The organism is Siminovitchia thermophila, from assembly GCF_016909185.1.
GTDB lineage: Bacteria > Bacillota > Bacilli > Bacillales > Bacillaceae_C > Siminovitchia > Siminovitchia thermophila.
Map to the genome: position 1 here is coordinate 102,711 of NZ_JAFBFH010000005.1, position 21,552 is coordinate 124,262.

A 21,552-nucleotide genomic window follows, 5' to 3' on the forward strand; every position below is an offset into this window, starting at 1 on the left:
GAGGGGGAGCTACCCGTTGATTCGTGAAGGGAGGAAGCTACCCGCGTATAGGGGAATTTACCCGCGTATAGAAGGAGCTTACCCGCGCATAGGCGGAATTTACCCGCGTATAGAAGGAAATACCCGCGTATAGGAGAAACTTACCCGCGTATAGGAGGAACTTACCCGCGTATAGGGGAGCTTACCCGCGTATAGGGGAATTTACCCGCGTATAGGGGAGCTTACCCGCGTATAGAAGGAAATACCCGCGTATAGGAGAAACTTACCCGCATATAGAAGGAAATACCCGCATATAGGCGGAACTTACCCGCGTATAGGAGTAAAATTCCCCGTGGATTAACAGAAATCCTCGCATTTGATCGATGGGACACGCTCAGAGTGTCATCCGGTCTTTTGTTCTTACAGGCTCTCTATAAAGCTTAAAATTTTTTGGTGAAAGTATTGGTGTCCTTTGCTGTTAGGGTGCAGTCCGTCTGGCATAAAATTTGAAAGAAAGTCGGGGTTTTTTACATAGATTCCGCCTTCCCGGTACATATCTTTGACGGGGATGCCGCAGAGTGCGGCGGTTTCCTTGATCGCTTCGACATATTGGTCCAGCGTTTCGCCACGGCTGTTAAACTCCCCTTCGTTTTCCCGCCAGCGCGGCAACGGGGTGATCACGCTTAATTGTTTGGTCGGGTATTTCTGGATCAGTGCTTGCAAGAATATGTCCAAGGCGCCGTAAAAAGTATCATTCGTGGCATCCCCAAATTCTCCAAGCGGCTTCTTTCCCAGTCTGAAGTCATTTGTTCCGCCAAAAACTGTCACATAGTCGACATCCAAAGGAGTTCGCATAAGCCGTTCTAAAAATGTTTCTTCCGTTGTGTAGCCCGTTCCTGATAGGCCGTAGTTGATGACCGTACAGCCTGTCCGTTCCTTGATGTAATCATGGTATTTCTTTGTCTGTGGTGAATGCTTTTGATCCGTTATACTGTCGCCAATTATGAGCCATTTCTTTCCGGTCAGGTTGTATCTATGCTTTCTAAACAAGATATAATGCTCCTCCAGTTTCTTGTATTTATTGAGAAAAAATCAGCCCAGAATGTTTTCGTCTTTCTGAATAGGGCTGGGACATAGGTTGAAAGCTGATTGATATTCGTAAAAACCGTGAGAATAAAACCGTTGTGACAAACTTGATTCCATGCGGTTTATTCATTTTTACAGGGTATGTCCCGGCCCATTCTTTTATACTTTTCCTGCCCCTTTGCCATTGCTTTTTTATATTTTCATTGTATTTTGGTAAAAAATCAATTAATGAGCTCTGTGTGTATATCAATTTCAAAGCTGACACTCTTTATGACTGACGTTCTAAGTTTTCCGCGCTGATAAAACGAAAGCTTTTCAAATAATATCCGCCAGGAAGACATTGACTAGGATCTTGCGATATTGCGGGCAAATTCTAGATGCAGTGGGCGTATGCACCATTACATGGAGTGGCGGATGATTGGCTCTTGCAATGCCCTGCGGCGAAGAAAATGATGGGGCTGGGACATAAGTTGAAAGCTAATTGATATTCGTAAAAACCGTGAGAATAAAACCGTTGTGAAATCAAGGTTTTTCAAACGGTGGTTACCCCTAAAAGTTATATTTTCTACTCTAACTTTCGGGGGTAAGTACCAACTTGATTCCATGCGGTTTATTCATTTTTACGGGGTTTCTGTCCCCGCTCTTATAGAATAGAATAAACTCTTTCTAATAGTCTGTTCCATCACAAAAGCAGAACTGCTTTGAGAGGCTGTAGACTATAGAGTTTGGAGGCATGGTCGTTCTTTTCGCATTTTCTCAGTTGGAAGCTTAACCTCCGAAAGAATGAGGTGATTCAAAATGGGAGAGTTGAAAAAGAGCAGTTGCCTTAATGGCTTCTGCTCCTTGATTTGGCTTTCTTTTGAAACGGTGCCCACCAATTCAGGTCTCCAAGCAATTTCATCAGAGAGGGCACTAAGACCATCCGGACGATGGTTGCATCAATAAATATCGCGATGGCAACCGTCACTCCCATCTGTTGGACGGGTACGACTCCGGTAAAAGCGAAGGCCCCAGTAATGACAATCATAATGGCTGCCGCGGATGTGATGATTTTACTCGTCGATATCAGGCCTTCAAGCGTAGCCCGATCGTTGTCATGTGTCTTCATATATATTTCGTGAATCCGTGAAATGAGAAAGACTTCATAGTCCATGCTTAGTCCGAATACGATGCTGAAGGCGAATACTGGAATCATGAGCGCGATGTCTACCGGATGAAAGCCCAAGTGCCCGCCCTGGAATAACCAAACGACGAGGCCGAATGTACAGCTCAGACTGATGATATTCATGATGATCGCCTTTAATGGAATAAGGACGGACCTGAAGGCGATAAATAAAATCACATAAGTTGAAATTAAGATAAAAGCAAGGCTGTAAAAAATTTTATCGTAAATTTCATCAAAAATTTCCTGCTGGAATTTCGGATGTCCTCCGACAAGAAGCGGGATTTCACCTTGGTCATCACTCCAAGACCTTACCCAGTCTTTTGCTTCTTTGGATGACGTGTCGGTATCCAGTGTCACTTGAAACAAAGCATCCCCGTCATTTGTTAATTGATCGATGGCAGGGTTTACTTGTTGAGCCATTTCAGGAACGGCGAGTGCGTTGATGATTTCATCTGCGCTTAAGTCGGTCGCGGAAAAAAACGAGTCTACTTTATTTACGAGCGGATCTTCTTTTAGCTGGTCAACCACTTTTTCCAAGTCTTCCAGCGTTTTCCTGTCAGTGATTTTTCCCTCAGTTTCTGCTATGACGGGAACCGTCACCTCGTTTTTCGTTTTGAAATGATCCTCAAATGTTTCAAATGCTGTTCTTGCTTCAAAAGTCTTCGGCAAGGCATCCGCTTCGGGAATGACCAAATTCATTTTTCCAACGGGAAGGGCCCCGGTAATGAGCAGAAGCGAAGCCAGCACAGCCATGATGACAGGCCGTTTCATAACAAATGTTGCAAAAGCATGCCAAGCGCTCGATTCCTTTTTCTTTTCCCGAAAAATCATCAGTTTATTGATGCGCGGCCCAAGAATGGAAAGCAAAGCAGGCAAAAAGGTATTCGCGGCCAATACGGATGTGAAGACAACCGCCACTCCTGCCAATGCAACAGCCTGAAAAACACCTACTTCGATGAATAACATGCCGATCATGCCCAGAAGCACGCACAGGCCGGAGAAGATAATCGTTCTTCCGGAAGTCGCCACTGTTTTGATAATGGCTTCTTCAACAGGCTGTGTCGTCAGTTCCTCCCTAAAACGGTTTACAAACAATAGGGCGAAGTCGATTCCAAGGGCAAGCCCGATCATCGGAGCGACGTTTAGCACAAAAATCGATAAATCCATTGTGTTCCCGGTAAAATAAAGCAATCCCATAGAGAAAATGACGCTTACAAATCCGGTCAGAAGCGGGATGATAGCTGCGACGAGCCCTCTAAAAGCCAAAAGCAACACAATCAGGGCAATTGGAATGCCAATTAATTCAGCCCGGACGAGGTCGTCCTGCGCGGCTTTGCTCATGTCTTCCTCAATGACATGCCCGCCTGTCAAGCTGGCCTTAAACTGTTTATCGTCTTTTAGTTTATCGCGAACATCCGATATTTGTCCGCTCATTTCATTTTTTTCTTCATCCAGGGAAAGAAGCGCGTATGCCACATTGTCTTTCATCATTTCCGGATGTTCCAGCGGCGAGCGGTTTAAGTCAACATCTTCTACTTTTTTGACTTCTTTTAGTGTATTTTCAATATAGGCGGCGAAATTTTCGGATTTCCCTGTATCTTTTTTTTCAAATAATAAGATAGTGGATGATTGGGGAATGTCAAATTCTTTTTCAAGCTTATTTTCTACTTCATTATACATGCCGTTATATTCAAATCCGCTTCCCTCCAAAACAGATGGGAGCTTTAATGCAAAAAATCCGAAAACAGCTGTGATAACGATCCAAGCAAACAATACTAGTTTTCTTTGTTTATAAATAAAGGAACCGAATTTTTCCATCAATGATCCTCGCTCTTCTCTTTTTTACTCATTTGGAAGAATGAATCCGTCCATCGGATGCTCTATGTATAGAATACCATTACTTACATCTTTCCTGTTTCGGTTTTCATAAAACTTCTATGTCAAATGTTTGATAAAAAGCTTCCTTTGCCGCAAACCGGATGAAGAAAAGAAGACAGCAAATAAAAAAAGAATCAGTCTGCCGTTTCTTGACGGCGAAAGGCTGATTCTCTTGCGCTGGATTCATCCGGGAAAAAGCATGAGGCGCCAATTTTTTCATACAATCCGCTCTTTTTAAACAGTTCAATACCCCAATCAGGCAGCCCGGAAACTAGAACCGTGCTTCCCGCTTTTTTTATATTTTCGATAATGGAAGCGAGTTTATCCTCTCCGGTCGCATCTATCATGGTTACATGCTGCATATCGAGCAAAATGACCGAAGGCATTCTTCCAATTGAGGCCATTAAGGAATGTTCAAAGCTTTGGGCGGTACCGAAAAATAATGGACCTTTTATCGTAAAAGTTTTTATTTGGAAGTGAGCAGTCAAATCAAGTGTTTCCTGTTTCCGCTTTTGCGGATCAGGCGGATTGTCGATTTGCAGTTGTTCGCTTTTCTTTTTGACGAAAGAAAGAACAGCGAGCAGCAAGCCCACTTGGACGGCGACGGTCAAATTGACAAATACCGTTAAAAGAAATGTAACGACGAGAACGAGCGAGTCGCTTGTCTTTAACTGTAGAATATGTTGAAAAGCTTTGTATCCGCTCATATTCCAAGCCACTAGCATCAGAATCGGAGCCATTGCGGCAAGCGGAATATACGAAGCATACGGCGCAAAAAGAAGCAACGTCAGCAAGACGAAAACACTGTGAATGACTCCGGACAATGGGCTGACAGCGCCTGATTTAATATTTGTTGCTGTTCGCGCGATCGCACCTGTCGCCGGAATTCCGCCAAACAAAGGAGAAACGATATTGGCAATGCCCTGTCCAAACAACTCACGGTTTGATTTATGTCTGTCTCCCGTCATACTGTCGGCAACTACTGCTGACAGCAAGGATTCTATTGCTCCAAGAGCGGCTATCACAAGAGCGGGTGTTATGAGCATCGTTATTTTTTCCAATGTTATCTCCGGAAACTGAAACTTTGGCAGTGACTGCGGTATTCCGCCAAAGGCCGTGCCAATTGTCTCAACTTGTCCAGGGTAAAAGATGACGGCACATAAAGTCGGAATCAACAATCCGACCAATAAAACCGGAATCCGCGGGAAAAGCCTTGGGATAATCATAATGACGAGAAGGCCAATGAAAGCTGTTAATATACTGTACCCGTTTATTTGGTCTAGATGACGAAAAAGTTCCGCCATATTTTGATGGAAGTATTCCTTTTTTTCCAGATGATCCAAGCCCAAAAAATTTCCAAGCTGTCCGGTGAAAATAATGACAGCAATCCCCGTGGTAAATCCGATTGTGACGGACCTTGGTATAAAGTGGACTAGGTTCCCCAGTTTTAAAAAGCTCATGATGACCAAAAGAATTCCCGACATGAGACCGGCTATTAATAAATTTTCATAACCATATTGAAGTACGACGGCGAGCAAAATCGGAATAAATGCTCCTGTAGGACCCGCAATTTGAAAGCGGGAGCCTCCCAACAAAGATACAATCAATCCGGCAATGATCGTCGTATAAATGCCATATTCGGGTTTTACACCTGAAGCCATGGCAAAAGCCATTCCAAGTGGAATGGCTACGATACCGACAGTGATCCCAGAAACGAAATCTTTGCGGAGGCTTGCGGGTTGGTAATCGCGAAATCGATCATCACCAAACAATCAGCAACACCTCTAAATATATGTTCATACGAAAATGAATGGAATTTGTATATCTATCTTTATTATAGACGATAAACACGGGAAAAGCAAAAAAAGTTTTTTATAAACATGCAAAAATGTGAATAAATCCTTTGAGAATTGTATGAAAAAAAGCATCTCATTCGTGACATATAAATAAAAAACAAGATCAACTTCATCATTTTTGTACATGTTGACCATAGAGTTATAAGTAGGATAAAGTTACAGTATATGTACGAAAGCGTTTCAATTATTTTTGCTGGTCACGGTGGGGAATTACATAATATAGAAAGCGAGGAGGAATATGGGATGAAACGTTATGTCAACTACATTAATGGGGAATGGGTTGCTTCAGAATCTGGTGAATGGGTTCAAAATACGAATCCGGCAAACGGCGAAGTACTTGGAGAAGTAACGTCATCGACCGAAAAAGATGTGGACCGTGCGGTGCAGGCTGCTAAAATGGCGCAGAAAAAATGGGCATTAGTTCCCGCTCCGGAACGGGCAGATATTTTATATACAGTCGCTAACCTGTTAAAGGAAAGAAAAGAAGAATTAGCCCAAGTGTTGACGACGGAAATGGGGAAAGTGATTGCCGAAGCCCGTGGAGAAGTGCAGGAAGCAATTGATATGGCATTTTATATGGCAGGAGAAGGGCGCCGGTTGTTTGGTGAGACTGTTCCATCCGAATTAAGAGACAAATTTGCGATGAGCGTACGGGTACCGGTTGGTGTTGCGGGATTGATTACACCTTGGAATTTCCCCATTGCCATTGCCTCTTGGAAATCGCTTCCGGCCCTTGTTGCCGGGAATGCCGTTGTTTGGAAACCGGCGACAGAAACCCCGTTCTTGGCAGCCGAATTTGTAAAAATATATGAAGAAGCCGGCCTTCCAAAAGGATTGCTGAACCTTGTATATGGCTCGGGAAGCGTTGTGGGCAACGCGATCGTTGAACATCCAGGGATTGATCTCGTTTCATTTACAGGCTCCAATGAAGTTGGCGCTAAAATCAATGGCCGTGCAGGTGAACTATTGAAACGTACGTCACTGGAGATGGGCGGAAAAAATGCCGTAACGGTATTGGAAGATGCTGATCTGGATTTGGCCGCGGACGGCATTGTTTGGAGTGCGTTTGGTACAACAGGCCAAAGGTGTACCGCTTGCAGCCGTGTGATTGTGCAAGAGACGGTCAAGGAAGCCCTTGAGCAAAAAGTATTAGAGAAAATGAACAATTTGAAGCTTGGAGATGGGCTCGATGAATCCGTTGATGTCGGACCTGTCATTAACCGCTCTGCTTTGGAAAAAATTCATGAGTACGTGAAGATCGGGCAAGAAGAAGGAGCCAAAATGTTGGCCGGCGGTGAGATTGCAACCGGTAACGGTCTCGATAAAGGGAACTATTATCAACCGACGCTCTTTACAGACGTCAGAGCCGACATGAGAATCGCCCAGGAAGAAATTTTTGGGCCTGTCGTTTCTTTTATACCGGTAAAAGACTTAGATGAAGCCATTGAAGTGAACAATAGTGTGAAATTCGGATTATCCAGCTCGATTTTTACAGCCGATGTCAACAAAGTATTCCGCGCCATGCGCGATTTCGATACGGGTATCGTGTACGTCAATGCGGGTACGACGGGAGCGGAAATCCACTTGCCGTTTGGGGGAACAAAAGGAACAGGAAATGGCCACAGGGATTCCGGAGTCGCTTCCCTTGATGTCTTTACGGAGTGGAGATCGCTATACGTAGACTACAGCGGAAAAATTCAGCGGGCGCAAATTGATAATTACTAATCTATTATCTATATAATAGGGAAACAGGGCTGTCTAAAAAGTTCAATTTAGAGGAAATACACTAAAATGTAAAACCCAAGAATGTTGATTTTACGGCATTCTTGGGTTTGCTTTTTTAAATTTTCGAGCTGAAATATTACTTTTCGGACAGTCACCTCAGCTTGTAGAGAAAGCAGGTGTTTTTTCTCTATAAGCTTTTTTATTGATATGTTCATCTGATTTTACCCTTTTCTCAAAGAAAAAAAGCCTCCCTTACACCTAGCCCTGTCTGTCCAGGTGTAAGGCAATCTTCTTCATGTTCTGACAGGCTCCAGTGAGAAGCACCTGCTCGGATGCCTTTTGTAACCCCCTCAACCGACAATAACGAAGCCCATGCGTTCTTTTGAATCTGCGAAGCTTCGTTTGAATTTCCCTTTCCAGTTGGCGCTCCGTTCTTTTTGAATACTCCATCTTGTATGAAGCAATTTTATCACCGTTGCGTGTTACTAGGTGCTTTTGTTGCAAGAAATGCTTAAACTCTTTGGCTTCTTTTGTTCCCACTTCTTGTGGTGGAACATCAGTTACTACCGTTACATCGTTTCATTCATGATCTTCATAGTCACTTGCTAGTTCGGCAAGAATAAAAACAAAAAGTGCTAAGTTATACTACAGTATGACTTAATTACTTACTCAAATTCTATTTCGTCCATCCAACTTTCTCCACCTTCATTCCAAATTCTTTTTATCCGTTCAAACTACTTCGAACGTTCGATAAGCTATTTAGCATAATTGCTTTACATTACCTTTTTGACATTCGTCCATCTTTCTTAAATACTTTTGATAAATTACATATATAAAAATGATCATACATGTTTTGGTATCGATGGATTAGATGAATACAAACCGTCCTGTTGAGTTCGAGGTATCACTGAAAGTGTGAGTGATTAAATTCACTTGGCATATGAACATATTATGGGATTTCATAATTCTATAGATATAATGATAATATTTTAAATATTAATATTTTACAAAAATATCACTTTATGATATTGTCTTGTTAATCAACTCACCAATCATCTAAGGAACGAAGTTCTTTGGAAGTTGAAATTAATAAAAGGGGTGTTGTTTATGAGAAAACAATTAGGTGTTATTTTACTAGTTACTTTATTTTTGTTGTCTGTTCCTACGTTTGTAAGTGCAAGTCCATTAACCATACATGAAGAACCTATTTATTCACAATCGGTTAAAGAAGGCGATGAATCATTAAGTCGAATCATAAAAGGGAAAGATATTGATTTGTCCTTTTTAGCTGAAAATAACACGGTATTAAATGAGGTGCAATATCTAGAAAAATGGAATAAACATAATCCGGATTATGAAGTTTCAAACGTAAAAATAGTAGGAGATAATGAAGGAAGTGAATCCAATAGCGTTTCGCCTTCGGTCGTTATCGGTCCTGATGGACGAACCAAAGTTTCTAATATTAATGTTACCCCGTATAAACAAACGGTCTACTTGGAATCTATATATTTAAATACTTTTAATGAATTAGTGATTTATAGATGTTCAGGATCGTTTTTTAAAGATAATTTGGCTCAAGGAAAAGTGCTAACTTCTGCTCATTGTATTTATACACGTGAAATGGACGAGAACTTTGTTCAAGGTTATGTATTAGGAATGGCTATATATAGAGGAATGAAAGATGGAGTGTATGATGATGTTTCTTACGCAAGTTCTGTTAAAATTCCATCTGAATATATTAATACTGGGCAAATAGCTACTGACATTGGCGCTGTTACAATGCAGGATGATTTGTCTATTGGGTTAGGAACTTTAGATTTAGAAAATGCTTCCTCAAGAACTGTAAAAATTGGAGGTTATCCTGCTGATAAACCAAATTATAATCAGTATATAATGAGTGGGAGTGCTAACTTGAGCAATGGAGTTTTAAGCTATACAATTGACACTTATGGTGGACAAAGTGGTGCTCCTGTGTTGGATAATAATACAAACAAGGTTATCGGAGTCCATTCTGCAGGTAGCACAATTAATCAAAAAAATTATGGAACTGCTTTAGACCCACTTAAAATTCTTTTTTTAAAACAATAAAACAGGTGTTTCACTGAAATGAAGAGGATCATTTTCTTTTTGTTATTAGGTATAATAATAGCCATGATATTTTTTTTCTATAAACAAATAGTTTTTGAGAATAAGGAAGTAAAAAATGAAGTAGTGAAAGAAGAAGAGATTGAGTTTAAAATGTCTGGCTATTATTACTTCGGCTATCTTGATCAAAGAGAAAAACAAGATAGTGAGTTTGAAAAAGATTATTTTCATAATATGGATAACCACTTTCAAGATTATTATCATAACATGTTCATAATGTCTAAAAATGATAAAAAATTAGAAGAAGAATATATGAAATATTTTGAATCGATAGGCGGGTTGAGACTTTATTCAATACCGAGTACAGGTTTAAATTTAAAAAATGGTGACTATATAACTTTTATTGTGAAATCTCCTATTAAAGAATCATATCCTGCGATGATTGGGAAAATCGAAAGTGTTGAAGTGTTACATCCTAGAGTTGGTCATTAATCATTAAAGTTAAATTCATTTTAATGATACGAGGTAGATAAACGAATGATGTTTCTTCCAAAACCTTATAAAAAAAGAGTGGGATTTACCACTCTCAGCTTGTAGAGAAAGCAGGTATTTTTTCTCTATAAGCTTTTTTTATTATTTTTATCATATGTTCATCTGATTTTACCCTTTTTTTGCCTGTCGTCTCTGTGGAAAGAACGTGAATGCAGGCGCTGTTTTCCATAAAAACCGGGTAGGTTTTTATCTATATGTACGGCTTAATGTATAATAGAGAAAAACATGATTGAAACGGTTATCCGTTATGGAAGTGGATCAGGATGATAAAACTCTAAGGTGAAGGAGAGTCTTTCCTTGATTAAAATGAAACTCGTCGTTCCCCAAAAAAATTACATAACAAATGCGCTGGACAGGTTTCATGAGTTTCTTTTGACCGAAGAGAGTGAAGATCGTGAGGGGCCTGATTTCATATTGGAAGAAGTGGTTGTTCCTACGGATCAAGTAAGGGGAAAAACGTTTGATGCCGATGTGATCATTTCAAGGGGGCTCGTGTCAAAACTATTAAAAGAAAGTCACGATTCCACTCCAATCGTTGATATTCCTGTTCAAGGAATTGATTTGATCCGCAGCCTGGATGAATGCAGGAAACGTTTCGGACAAAAAAAGGTTGCGGTGATTGGTGCGGCGAACATGATTTTTGGTGTGGAGAATTTGGAGGATATTATTGAATTGCCGATTCACAAATATATTCTGGATGATATTCGTTCATCGGATCATCTCGTAGACTTGGCGGCAAGTGAAGGTTGCGAAGTTATCTTATCAGGTTATAATACGTGCAAATATGCCGACCAAATCGGGTTGAGAACGATGTTGATTGAAACTGGAAAAGAGTCGTTTCGGCAAGCCTTGACTGAAGCAAAGCGCCTCGCCATCGTAAGCAGGAAAGAGCAGGAGAAGGCCCAGCAATACAAAACCATTTTGGACAATGCCTATGAGGGGGTTATAGCTGTTGACCTAAATAGAAAAGTGTCCATTTTTAATATATCCGCTCAAAAAATATTGGGTATTTCCGGTTCTCATTTGCTTGGAGCTCCGATTACAGATGTTTTGTCTAAGGGTGAACTTCTTGACCGCCTGCTTGATGAAAAAGATTTTCACGAAGATATCATTTCCTATGAATCGATTCAGTTATCCGTGAAAAAAGCCGGGATCTTTCTCAAGGGCAAGCGTGTGGGAGATATGGTCGCTTTCCAGGATGTGACCGGAATTCAAGAAATGGAAGGAAAGATCCGTAAAAAAATGCATATGAGGGGCCATGTCGCGAAATATTCGTTTGGAGACATTTTTCACAAAAGTAAGGCCATCCAAGAAGTCATTGATACGGCAAAATCCTACAGCGAGGCGGATTCAAATATATTAATTATTGGGGAAACAGGAACGGGGAAGGAAATGTTTGCCCAAAGCGTTCATAACCATAGCCAGCGAAGCAATAATCCGTTTGTGGCGATTAATTGTGCCGCGCTTCCGGAGAGCTTGCTCGAAAGTGAACTTTTCGGTTATGTGGAAGGGGCCTTTACCGGAGCGATGAAAGGCGGCAAACAGGGTTTTTTCGAACTTGCGCATCGAGGGACGCTGTTTCTCGATGAAATTGGAGAAATCTCTCCCAAGTTGCAAAGCCGCTTGCTTCGCGTTCTCCAGGAAAGGGAAATTATGAGGGTCGGAGACGATAAAGTTATTCCGGTTGATGTAAGAATTATTGCGGCAACGAATCAAGACTTACTGAAAATGGTGCAAAATAACGAATTCCGGGCGGACTTATTTTATAGATTGAGTGTGCTGGATCTCAAACTGCCGCCATTGAGGGAGCGGCCCGAGGACATCGCGGTTTTGGCGGAGGCCTTTTTACAAAAAGTGACATTCACCAAATCGGCACTGCAATTGCTTTCAGAGCAAAGATGGGAAGGCAATATTCGTCAGCTGCAAAACTTTTGTGAAAGGTTGACAGTACTTTGCAAGGGACAAGTCATTGATGAACTGGAGCTGGCCAAGCATTTGCCGGAGCAAGGGGAGCGAGAGTCCACTGAAAGCAACCCATCCTTTTTATCCGAAAAAGAAAGAATCATCCGTGCTCTTGAAAAGCATCATTTTCATAAAGGGAAAGCGGCGGCTGAATTGGGAATGAGCCGGACAACGTTTTGGAGAAAACTGAAAACCTGGAGAATTGAAACGAAATGAAACAAAATGAGAAAAAATGTTTCGTTTTGTTTCATTTTTATTTCACGCAGTTGTGATTCCATTGAGATGATGGATGGCATCATATTTGCATAATATTATCTTAGAACGATGTATGAAGTAGGAGTGAACCACAATGAAGACGGAAGAAATATGCGAACTTGTCCGCCCGCTCATCCCTGAAGGCCGAATTTTAACCCAAATAGCAGACAGATATTCATATAGTTTTGATGCTTCTTTCGGGGAATATTTGCCCGATCTCGTTATCCAACCGGAAAATAAAGAGCAGATTGCGGCTATTATGAAGCTTGCCAATGAACATATGATCCCTATATATCCAAGAGGGGCGGCCACATCGTTAAGCGGCGGCTCGCTGCCTGTAAAAGGCGGTATTGTCCTTGACATGTCCCAGTTTCATAAGAAGCTGGTTATTGACAGGGAAAATTTACTGGCCATCGTTTCTCCCAGCGTCATTACCGGAGACATTCATCAACAGGCAGAAGAAGCAGGATTGTTTTATCCGCCCGATCCAAGCAGTTCCCACGTTTCTACAATAGGCGGAAATTTGCTTGAAAATTCGAGCGGGCCAAAAGGATTAAAATATGGAACGACGAAGGAATATGCCATAGGTCTCGAAGTCGTTACACCAACAGGGGAGATCATCCGTACCGGCGGGAAGACAGTGAAAAATGTAACCGGGTATGATTTAACGCGACTGATTGTCGGTTCGGAAGGAACGCTTGGAATTGTGACTGAGGCGATAGTAAGGTTGATACCGAAACCGCAGGCTCGGAAAACATTGCTTGCATCGTTTGAAAGATTAATAGATTCGGGTCATGCCATAACGAATATTTTATCTGCCGGAATTTTGCCAAGCGCAATGGAATTAATGGATAACGCTTGCATCCGTGCGGTAGAAAGCTACACGCCAAGCGGGCTGCCGGTCGAAGCGGAAGCGATCATTATTGTTGAAATTGATGGGCATGAGGCAGCCATCGCCGAGGAAATCCAACGATGTGAAGCGATTTGTTTTGCACAAAAAGCAACAGAAGTGAGGGTGGCCCAAACCGAGGAAGAACGGGCTAACATTTGGAGGGCGAGAAAGATGGTTTCGCCTGCGATCACAAAAATGGGCCCAACGAAAATTTCTGAAGATGCAACGGTCCCCCGGAGCGAAATTCCGAAAATGATGGAGCGGCTACATGCCATACGTGACAAATATCAACTAAACCTCGTGGTGTTTGGCCATGCCGGAGACGGAAACCTTCATCCAAATATTATTACGGATAAGCGGAATGTGGAAGAAATGAAGCGGGTGGAGTCCGCGGTGAGTGAGATTTTTGAAGCAGCGGTTGAATTGGGCGGCACACTGTCGGGAGAGCACGGCATTGGTACGTTGAAGTCGCCGTATATGGAAATGGAACTCGGAAAAGAAGGCGTTCAGATGATGAAAAAAATTAAAGATGCCTGGGACCCGAACGGAATTTTGAATCCCGGCAAAATTTTTCCGCAGCCCGGTCAAACAAAGGTGGTTTTAACGTGAAAAACAATGCTGTCTGTCATCCAGAACATCAATACGTTTCTCTGCTCCATGAACTGACTTATGAGGCGGCTAATATGTGTGTTCAGTGTGGTTATTGCCTTCCAGCCTGCCCTACGTATGAATCGATGGGGAAGGAATCCCAATCGCCGAGAGGGAGAATCAATCTAGTGAAAATGGCGGCAGAAGGCAAAATTGATTTGCAAAAAGACCTTGCCGAACCGATTGATCTTTGTCTTGGCTGTCGCGCCTGTGAAGTTGCCTGCCCGGTAAGCGTCCCTTACGGTGAAATCTATGAAGCGGCCAGGAGCGTCATTGCCCAGCAGCAAAAAGAGGAGGAGAACAAGTCTTCTGTTGGCGTAAAGATTCGCGACAAAGTGCTGAACAATGTTTTTCCTCACCGCAAACGGCTTCGTCTGATCGGAAACGCCACATGGCTTTATCAAAAAACAGGCGCCAACAAGTTGGCCCGTAAGCTGAAGCTCGTGCATAAAGTATCCGAGTCGATGGGGCAGTTTGAAAAAATCCTGCCGAATGTGGAATCTCCATTGAAGCGGTATAAATATGGTGAAATCTATCCGGCCGACGGCGAGAAAAAAGCGACTGTCGCTTTTTTTACAGGATGTGTCATGGATGCCATGATGTCAAACATAAACCGGATGACCATTGAATTGCTCCAGAAAGTGGGGTGTAAGGTGTTTATCCCCAAAGCACAAAGCTGTTGCGGTGCATTGCATGCCCACCAGGGAATGATACAGGAAGCAAAAGAATTGGCAAAAGCCAATATCGAGGCTTTCGAATCGTCCGGAGCGGCCTATTTTATCAACAATGCCGGTGGTTGCGGCGCGATGCTTTGTGAATATGATAAGCATTTAAAAGGAGAGCCAGAATGGGAAGAGCGTGCCCGGCGGTTTACTGAAAAGTCCCGCGATATAACAGAAATGCTCGTGGAGTATGGCCCGCTTCCTTATAAAAAAGAGGAATGGGACGGGATCATTACGTATCAGGATTCCTGTCATTTGCGAAACGTCCAGGGTGTATCCATCCAACCGAGGGAGCTGTTACGCTCGGTTCCGGGGGCCGAGTTTGTGGAAATGAAAGGGAGCGACCGTTGCTGTGCTTCCGGCGGAATCTATAATTTGATCCACTTTGATGAATCGATGAAAATCCTTGATGATAAAATGGAAAACGTTAAAGCAACCAAAGCCAAAACGATCGTGACGACCAACCCGGGCTGCCTGTTGCAAATGAAGCTGGGGGTGGAAAGAAGCGGACTTGAGAATGCCCGGGCTTTGCATATTGTGGAGGTGCTCGCGGAAGCTTGCGGGATTGAATCATAAAAGAGCGCATGGCGGCTCAGGCGCTCTTTTATCCGGCATGTAAGGTGCCGCGTAAGCCTCCCACATCGAAATCTTGAGTGAATATAAAAGGTCTAAGTGTGAGAAAACGGCACCTAAATGCCCGATTGGTTCAACTAACATTCAGTAGGAGCCCTACTGAATGAAGTTTCACTTTATCCCGTAAATATACTTCAATAGTCATCTTGCCGTCTTCCTGCTATCCATTCAGTGCGCTGCCAACAGCAATTTCGTCTTTCGCTTGTTTATCCGCTTGTTGTTTTTCAGGGAAGAGAAGGCTGAAAATGACACCGAAGGCCAAAGCGATAAAAAATGTGGTAAAGCGGGAAGAGATGATCTCCTCAAGAGGCGTGGAGATCCAGACGACCGTTCCCACAAATCCGGAAATAATCGTGGCGATCACGCCGGTTCCAGAGTATTTTCTCCAAAAGAAGGTGAGAATGATGGCCGGTGAGAGTGTGCAACCGACTCCTGCCCATGCCCAACTGACAATCAAATAAACGAGCGATTTGGAAAAAAGGGCGATCATGAGTCCAAGGAAGCCGGCTCCAAGTATCGTTAGCCTGGATACCAAAACGAGCTTTTTTTCTGACAAGTTGATTCCAAGCGCATTTCGGACAATATCTTCGCTGACGGAACTCGTTACCACAAGTAATTGCGAATCTGCTGTCGAAATGATCGCTGCCAAAATACCGGCAAGAAGGATGCCCGCAATCCACTCAGGGAACAAATCAAGAACCATTAAGGGCAAGATCGTTTCCACATCCGCAAAAGCTTGGCCTCTATATAATGTCAAAGCGGTAATCCCGATCAAGAAAGCCCCGGTATAGGCAAACACGGTCCATAAAATCGCCACTGCTGTTCCCGTGTTGGCTTCTGATCTGTTTTTTAATGCCATAAAACGCGCGCTTAATTGTGGTTGGCCTCCAAGAAATCCGAAGAACCAGGCAAAATTGTTAAATAGTAAAAGACCCAGTGCGAATCCTGTTAATCCGCCCGTCCACGAATCCATCGTCGGACCCGCACTTACTAAGGCATCAAGGATGGACAGATTCTCCGCTTTGATTTTAAATAATGCGATAATGGGCAGGCCGACAAGGGTAAGCAGCATCATCAAGCTTTGAATCATATCGGTCCAGACGACGGCGATGAATCCGCCGAGATAAGAGAGCAGAATGACAATGCTGATACTGATCAAAACGCCTGTCACCGGCTTGATGCCAAAGACGGTAAACAATGTTTTCCCCGCGCCGGCGATTTGGGCGCCAAAATAAAACATCATAAAGCTGATAATCAGTATGGTACATATCCACAGAATGATTTTGGCTTTCGATTCAAACCTTTTGGCCAAGTATCCGGGGAGTGTCATAACTTGATATTTTTCGGCTTCTCCCATAAACTTTTTCGCCAAAAACAACCAAGAAAAGATGATGCCCGATGCAATGCCTACAGCTACCCAAATGGCAGAAAAACCGGTCATAAACACAAAACCCGTATAGCCAAGCAGAAGCCAGGCGGATTCGCCTGTCGCCCTTTCTGAAAAGGCAAGCGTCCAGCCGGGCAGCTTTTTACCGCCAAGAAGAAACTCCGAATGTCCCATGTCTTTCCTGCTGAAATAGTATCCCACCGCGACCAATATCAGACAATACAAGGCGAATTCAACAAGTATGACAGTATGCATTGTCATCTACTCCTTATTTTTAGTCGATCACAAATATACTTTCTGGCCGATGTTTCGTTGTACCGCGCTTTCGTATATTTTCAGTGCTGCGACAAGATCAAAAAGAGCCATGCCAGTCGACTTAAATAAAACGGGCCTTTCATCAGTTCTGTTTATGGCACCCACCTTGTTGACAATAACATTTGAAAAAGGGATGATTTGCCGGGGAGCCATCCAAGCGTTTTTAAGAGGATCGATCACGTCTCCTGTTTCGTTTTTTGCATCAAGCGTGTCAATATACATACGGGAAGCGCCCTTGAATAGAGCTTCGGGAAATTCCCTCATGTCCACCCGAAAGGAGCCGATTCCAATGATGAGCTTTCCCGAATATATGTGCTGGTTATTTGGTAAAACCGGCTGTTTTGAAGTTGTTGCGGTAATCACGATGTCGGATTGTTTCACGAGTTTTTCTAGAGAGTCTTCCGCTGTGATGTCGATATCGGGAGCGATTTTCAGTTTCAGCTTTTCAATAAAAGCTTCTGTTTTTGGGCGTGAACGGTTCCATAAAACGATCTTATTAAAATCCCGTTCTTTACATGCCGCAGTTAACTGATGTAACCCTTGAGCGCCTAATCCAACGAGACCGATGATTTTCGCATCCCGTTTGGCCAAGTGTCTTACAGCCAAGCCGCCGAGTGACCCGGTTCGCATATTTGTCAACGTTGTGCCATTTAAAATAGCTTTCACTTGACCACTCTTGCCACAAAGCAGGATCATCAGTCCCTGAGTGACAGGAGTTTCTATATTATCAGGGAAAACGCTTACAATTTTGGTGCCGATTGACTCAGCCGCTATACACGGCATGAGCAGAAAGGTATTTTCTCCTGTCGATAATTGCATTCTTTGTCCCATGACGAATTGTTTTTGATGGTAAAGTTTGTAGGCATGTTCCAAAGAATCCGTTATTTGAGTGATATGAATCGCCTTTTGGATGTCTTTTTCACCCAATAACAACAAGGTTTGTCGCCTCCTTTTATATCGCGTTATACAATGGCATGTTCCAGCACTAGATCATTTTCTGCAAACCGTTCAAATCGTAAAGGCGTCAAGTCAATCGTTTCATATGCTCCTTTGCATATGAGTTCTGCCAAGCCTAGTCCAACCCCCGGAGCCTGCTGCATCCCGTGTCCGCTAAAGCCGAGTGCCATGTAATAGCCGCGCATTTCCGGATGGGAGCCGATAATGGCATTTTGGTCTTTCAGATTATAATCGTACAGTCCCGCCCAGCCTGATTCGAGTTTCAGGCTTTCAAAGTTGGTGATTCGGTGGGCAAGAATTGGCCATAGCTCCTCGAAATGGGAGCGCTTCCAATCGAAATCATATCCAGGCTTTACATGATCGGAAAATCCGGTAATGATCCGGTCGCCTTCGTGGCGAAAATATACTCCCGTTGGATCGACTGTAAGTGGAAGCGGGTTTTTCAACGGTACGGCAGGATCGAACAAAAAGATCTGTCTCTTTAAAGCTACTATTGGGAGAGGAAGACCCATTTTTTCACTAAGCTCGGCACCCCAGGCACCCGCACAGTTCATCACGACTTTCGCTTCCTCTACCCTGCCGCTTTTTGTTTTGACCCCTGTCACCTGGCCGCGGTCATGGAGGATCATGTCGACTTCTTCGGAAACATATTCAACATCCTTTTTCCGGGCCTCATATTTATATGCTTGCATCACGGAATAGGGATCCAGATACCCGTCCTCCGGACAAAACAATCCGCCGGCCAAATCAGTTGGATTCAACTCCGGAATAATAGCGAGCAGCTCTGCCGGCTCTAAAAATCTGGATGGCACGCCGAGCTCGTTTTGCAGCTTTTGTTGTTTCTCCATCGCCGACAGCATATCATCTGTGGCGAGGAATAAATATCCACGCTGTTTGAAATCGATCTCTGCGGGATCGCCGTTTATTTTCATTGTTTGAGAGAACTGTTTATACTGCTGAAGGCTGTAGCGGCTGAGCGTTATGTTGATGGCTGTTGTGAAAAGCTGCCTGATGCCTCCGGCACTTCGGGGAGTCGAAGCGTATTCATAGGCGGGATCTTTTTCAAAAACGATTATTTGTCCTTCATAGCCGCATTTCCGCAAATGGTATGCGGTACTCGATCCCATAACTCCTCCTCCGACAATAATGATGCGATGTTTCAATGACTTGCCTCCTCTCTGCTGATTACATGTCATTATAAAGTAGATACTCATTCAATCAATATAAAATATGCACAACATTTAGAATATAAAAATAGTGGAATTTTGCTATAATTTTTGTACATGGAGAGAAACTTTATCTCGTTCGGGGGTTGGAACATGAAAATTCTTGAGCAAATTGCACAATCAATCGTGGAACAAACTTCCTCTTTATTAGGGGTATCCATGAGCATTACAGATGCAGAAGGGGTGATTGTCGCCTGTGATCGGAAAGAGAGAATTGGGTCGTTGCACCGTGCATCCGCCCAGGTAATCAGAGAAGGGAGAGAAGTTGTTTTTACAAAAAACAAAGCCAAGATTCTTGAAAATGTACTGCCCGGTATTGCTACGCCTATCCGTTTGCACAATCAAATCATTGGCGTACTCGGAATTATCGGAGAACCATCAGAAGTGGAAAAGTTTGTCAACATCGTTCGCAACCATGTAGAAATGATACTTCATGAGAACTTTCGAACCGAGTCACTGCTCCTTCAAATGAAAACAACTGAACTGTTCGTACAGCACTTGATTCATTTTAATGAATGGGAGAATAATGGCGAGCTGGAAAACTATTGCGAAATGCTCGGTTATCGGTTTCATCTACCCAGAGTTTGTCTGATCCTCCACCTGCCTTCGCTGGCACAAATAAAGGCAGAAGCAAAACCTGTTGCTTTTTCCCAAATAGAACTTAAAAACGTTATTTGTCATCTATTCCAAGCCACCATGAGTGATATTGTGTGTCCGATTGGCCAAGACAAGTGGATTGTTCTCAAACAAATCGAAGAGCAAAAAATGGGAACGTTAGCGGAGTTATGCGAACGTTCTGCTAGAAAGTTGACTTTGTTTCTGGAGCGGCATCATCTTCATTGCAAGGTTTCCATTTCATACGGCAAATGCTACAAGGGGCTTGAAGGAGCCTCCAAATCGTATCGACAGGCTCACAAAGCGCTCATCATTGGTTTGGAGAAAAACAAGAACAATGCAGTCTATTCGTTTGACAGTTGGGCAATTCTTCCCGACATCTTCTTGGAGGAAATGGACTTTTCCTTTTTAGACCTTTTCGCTGATGACATACAAAAAATATGGGCGCATCCCGAAGCGGAAATGCTGGTCAAGACGTTTCTTTCTTACTGTGAAAATAATATGAATGTTAGCCGGACTGCGAGGTTTCTATATGTGCACCGCAATACGCTCATTTATAGACTGAATAAAATCAACCAATTATTCAAAATTGACGTCCAGTCCTTTGAACAATGCCAAGTCTTGTACATCGTATTAAAAAAAAGTATAGAAAACAGAGCTTTGCAAAGGAAGGGGTGAAATTTTTACGAAAACAATATACCCAATGGCAATAAAGATACCATTCCCGCGCTCGGCGAGAATGACAGTGAAAGATGGATAATTGAGCAAAACAGCGATGATCATTCTTTCGTTCCCAAACCGCTACAGGGAGATGACTGGATTTACAAGAACGCTTTAACGAGTGGGCATACGCCAACGGATGAAGTGAAAATTCCCGTCATGTTTGTTTTTTCTAAAAAAGGGTATTGGTTAAACATTACACTGGAGAAAAAGATGAACAGGGGGAGTAAGAAACGTGAGTATGACATCTTCCATACCCGATAATACACCTGATTTGAAGGCTGGTTCAAACTTACAAATAAAGTCTTTTGTGAAAGGAGACCCGTCACCATTTCATAACATCGATTATAATAAGACAGGTGTTTACGAATTGACTGATTACACTTTTAGAACACCTTTGGAAAAAATGGATGTTTTCAATGAACTGCTTACGATTCCGTATCCGTGTGAGATCTGGATATTGCCTGTTACAGAGCCAACTACCGCTTTGTTAAAAGAATTACCCAAAAACAAAACCTACGAAAAAACTGCTTCGTTATTCACACTGTTATTGTCCGTTAAACAAACGATGGAAAGGGACCGGACCTTTTTGGTGGCACAACATCAGACAGCTGGCGAAATCATAAAAATTCTTGAAAAGCTGGGCTTTACCGTTACAGAAAAAAGCCCTGAACAATTAACATCCATACAGTTGGCATAAAAGGCAGGGCCACAAGTGGAAAGCGGATGGATATTCGCGCAAATCGTGACAATAAAATCGCGTGAAATCAAGGTTTGTACATTTGATTTCAGGCGGTTTGTTTTTTGTTATAAAAGACGGACAGTGATCAGTGGATGGCGTTTCTGCTTGCAATTATTCATTTTTAAGAATAATCTGATACAAAAGACAAACTG

General features: G+C 42.8%; 15 protein-coding genes. 8 read left to right on the forward strand and 7 right to left on the reverse strand.

Going from position 1 to position 21,552, the window contains the following annotated elements; all coding sequences use genetic code 11:
- Positions 1-399: 399 nt before the first annotated feature.
- The 3 genes from JOC94_RS05265 to JOC94_RS05275 form a co-directional block, all read right to left on the reverse strand.
- The gene (locus JOC94_RS05265; protein ID WP_077109895.1) at positions 400-1,029 is read right to left on the reverse strand and encodes an SGNH/GDSL hydrolase family protein; all 630 of its coding nucleotides are present in this window, start codon (positions 1,027-1,029) and stop codon (positions 400-402) included.
- Positions 1,030-1,891: 862 nt separating this feature from the next.
- Positions 1,892-4,048, reverse strand: coding sequence for an MMPL family transporter (locus tag JOC94_RS05270; protein ID WP_077109897.1), 2,157 nt, complete (start codon positions 4,046-4,048; stop codon positions 1,892-1,894).
- Positions 4,049-4,242: 194 nt separating this feature from the next.
- On the reverse strand, positions 4,243-5,880 hold the full coding sequence (locus JOC94_RS05275) for a SulP family inorganic anion transporter (RefSeq protein WP_077109898.1): 1,638 nt from the start codon (positions 5,878-5,880) through the stop codon (positions 4,243-4,245).
- A gap of 327 nt (positions 5,881-6,207) precedes the next feature.
- Between JOC94_RS05275 and JOC94_RS05280 the strand changes: the two genes are divergently transcribed.
- Positions 6,208-7,689, forward strand: coding sequence for an aldehyde dehydrogenase family protein (locus JOC94_RS05280; protein WP_077109899.1), 1,482 nt, complete (start codon positions 6,208-6,210; stop codon positions 7,687-7,689).
- Positions 7,690-7,947: 258 nt separating this feature from the next.
- On the opposite strand, the gene JOC94_RS22815 is transcribed toward JOC94_RS05280, so the two are convergent.
- Positions 7,948-8,139, reverse strand: a complete 192-nt coding sequence (locus JOC94_RS22815; protein WP_328799778.1) for a transposase — start codon at positions 8,137-8,139, stop codon at positions 7,948-7,950.
- Positions 8,140-8,796: 657 nt separating this feature from the next.
- On the opposite strand from JOC94_RS22815, the gene JOC94_RS05290 reads away from it, so the two are divergent.
- From JOC94_RS05290 to JOC94_RS05310, 5 genes are all read left to right on the forward strand, one after another.
- A complete protein-coding gene (locus JOC94_RS05290) occupies positions 8,797-9,777 on the forward strand; it encodes a trypsin-like serine peptidase (RefSeq protein ID WP_077109901.1) in 981 nt (326 codons plus the stop codon).
- Between the two features lie 18 nt (positions 9,778-9,795).
- Entirely contained in the window at positions 9,796-10,266 is a 471-nt protein-coding gene (locus tag JOC94_RS05295; protein WP_077109902.1) for a hypothetical protein, read from the forward strand.
- 366 nt (positions 10,267-10,632) lie between these two features.
- Positions 10,633-12,504 (forward strand): sigma 54-interacting transcriptional regulator, encoded by a 1,872-nt coding sequence (locus JOC94_RS05300; protein WP_236016988.1) that lies wholly within the window; start codon positions 10,633-10,635, stop codon positions 12,502-12,504.
- A gap of 133 nt (positions 12,505-12,637) precedes the next feature.
- Complete coding sequence (locus JOC94_RS05305) at positions 12,638-14,044, forward strand: FAD-binding oxidoreductase (RefSeq protein ID WP_077109903.1); 1,407 nt, start codon at positions 12,638-12,640, stop codon at positions 14,042-14,044.
- Complete coding sequence (locus tag JOC94_RS05310) at positions 14,041-15,381, forward strand: (Fe-S)-binding protein (RefSeq protein WP_321189652.1); 1,341 nt, start codon at positions 14,041-14,043, stop codon at positions 15,379-15,381. The genes JOC94_RS05305 and JOC94_RS05310 overlap by 4 nt, the downstream gene beginning before the upstream one ends.
- Positions 15,382-15,598: 217 nt before the next feature.
- Here JOC94_RS05310 and JOC94_RS05315 read toward each other — a convergent pair whose 3' ends face one another.
- The 3 genes from JOC94_RS05315 to JOC94_RS05325 are packed head-to-tail and all read right to left on the reverse strand — an operon-like array spanning position 15,599 to position 19,260.
- Complete coding sequence (locus JOC94_RS05315) at positions 15,599-17,080, reverse strand: sodium/proline symporter (RefSeq protein ID WP_077109904.1); 1,482 nt, start codon at positions 17,078-17,080, stop codon at positions 15,599-15,601.
- Between the two features lie 27 nt (positions 17,081-17,107).
- Complete coding sequence (locus JOC94_RS05320) at positions 17,108-18,076, reverse strand: ornithine cyclodeaminase family protein (RefSeq protein WP_077109905.1); 969 nt, start codon at positions 18,074-18,076, stop codon at positions 17,108-17,110.
- A gap of 26 nt (positions 18,077-18,102) precedes the next feature.
- A complete protein-coding gene (locus JOC94_RS05325) occupies positions 18,103-19,260 on the reverse strand; it encodes an NAD(P)/FAD-dependent oxidoreductase (protein WP_077109906.1) in 1,158 nt (385 codons plus the stop codon).
- Positions 19,261-19,416: 156 nt separating this feature from the next.
- On the opposite strand from JOC94_RS05325, the gene JOC94_RS05330 reads away from it, so the two are divergent.
- Together JOC94_RS05330 and JOC94_RS05335 are read left to right on the forward strand one after the other, a co-directional pair.
- Positions 19,417-20,616, forward strand: a complete 1,200-nt coding sequence (locus JOC94_RS05330) for a CdaR family transcriptional regulator (RefSeq protein WP_077109907.1) — start codon at positions 19,417-19,419, stop codon at positions 20,614-20,616.
- Positions 20,617-20,893: 277 nt separating this feature from the next.
- Positions 20,894-21,358 carry a hypothetical protein gene (locus tag JOC94_RS05335; RefSeq protein WP_083717277.1) on the forward strand — a complete coding sequence of 155 codons (465 nt, stop codon included), beginning with the start codon at positions 20,894-20,896 and terminating at the stop codon, positions 21,356-21,358.
- Positions 21,359-21,552 lie beyond the last annotated feature (194 nt).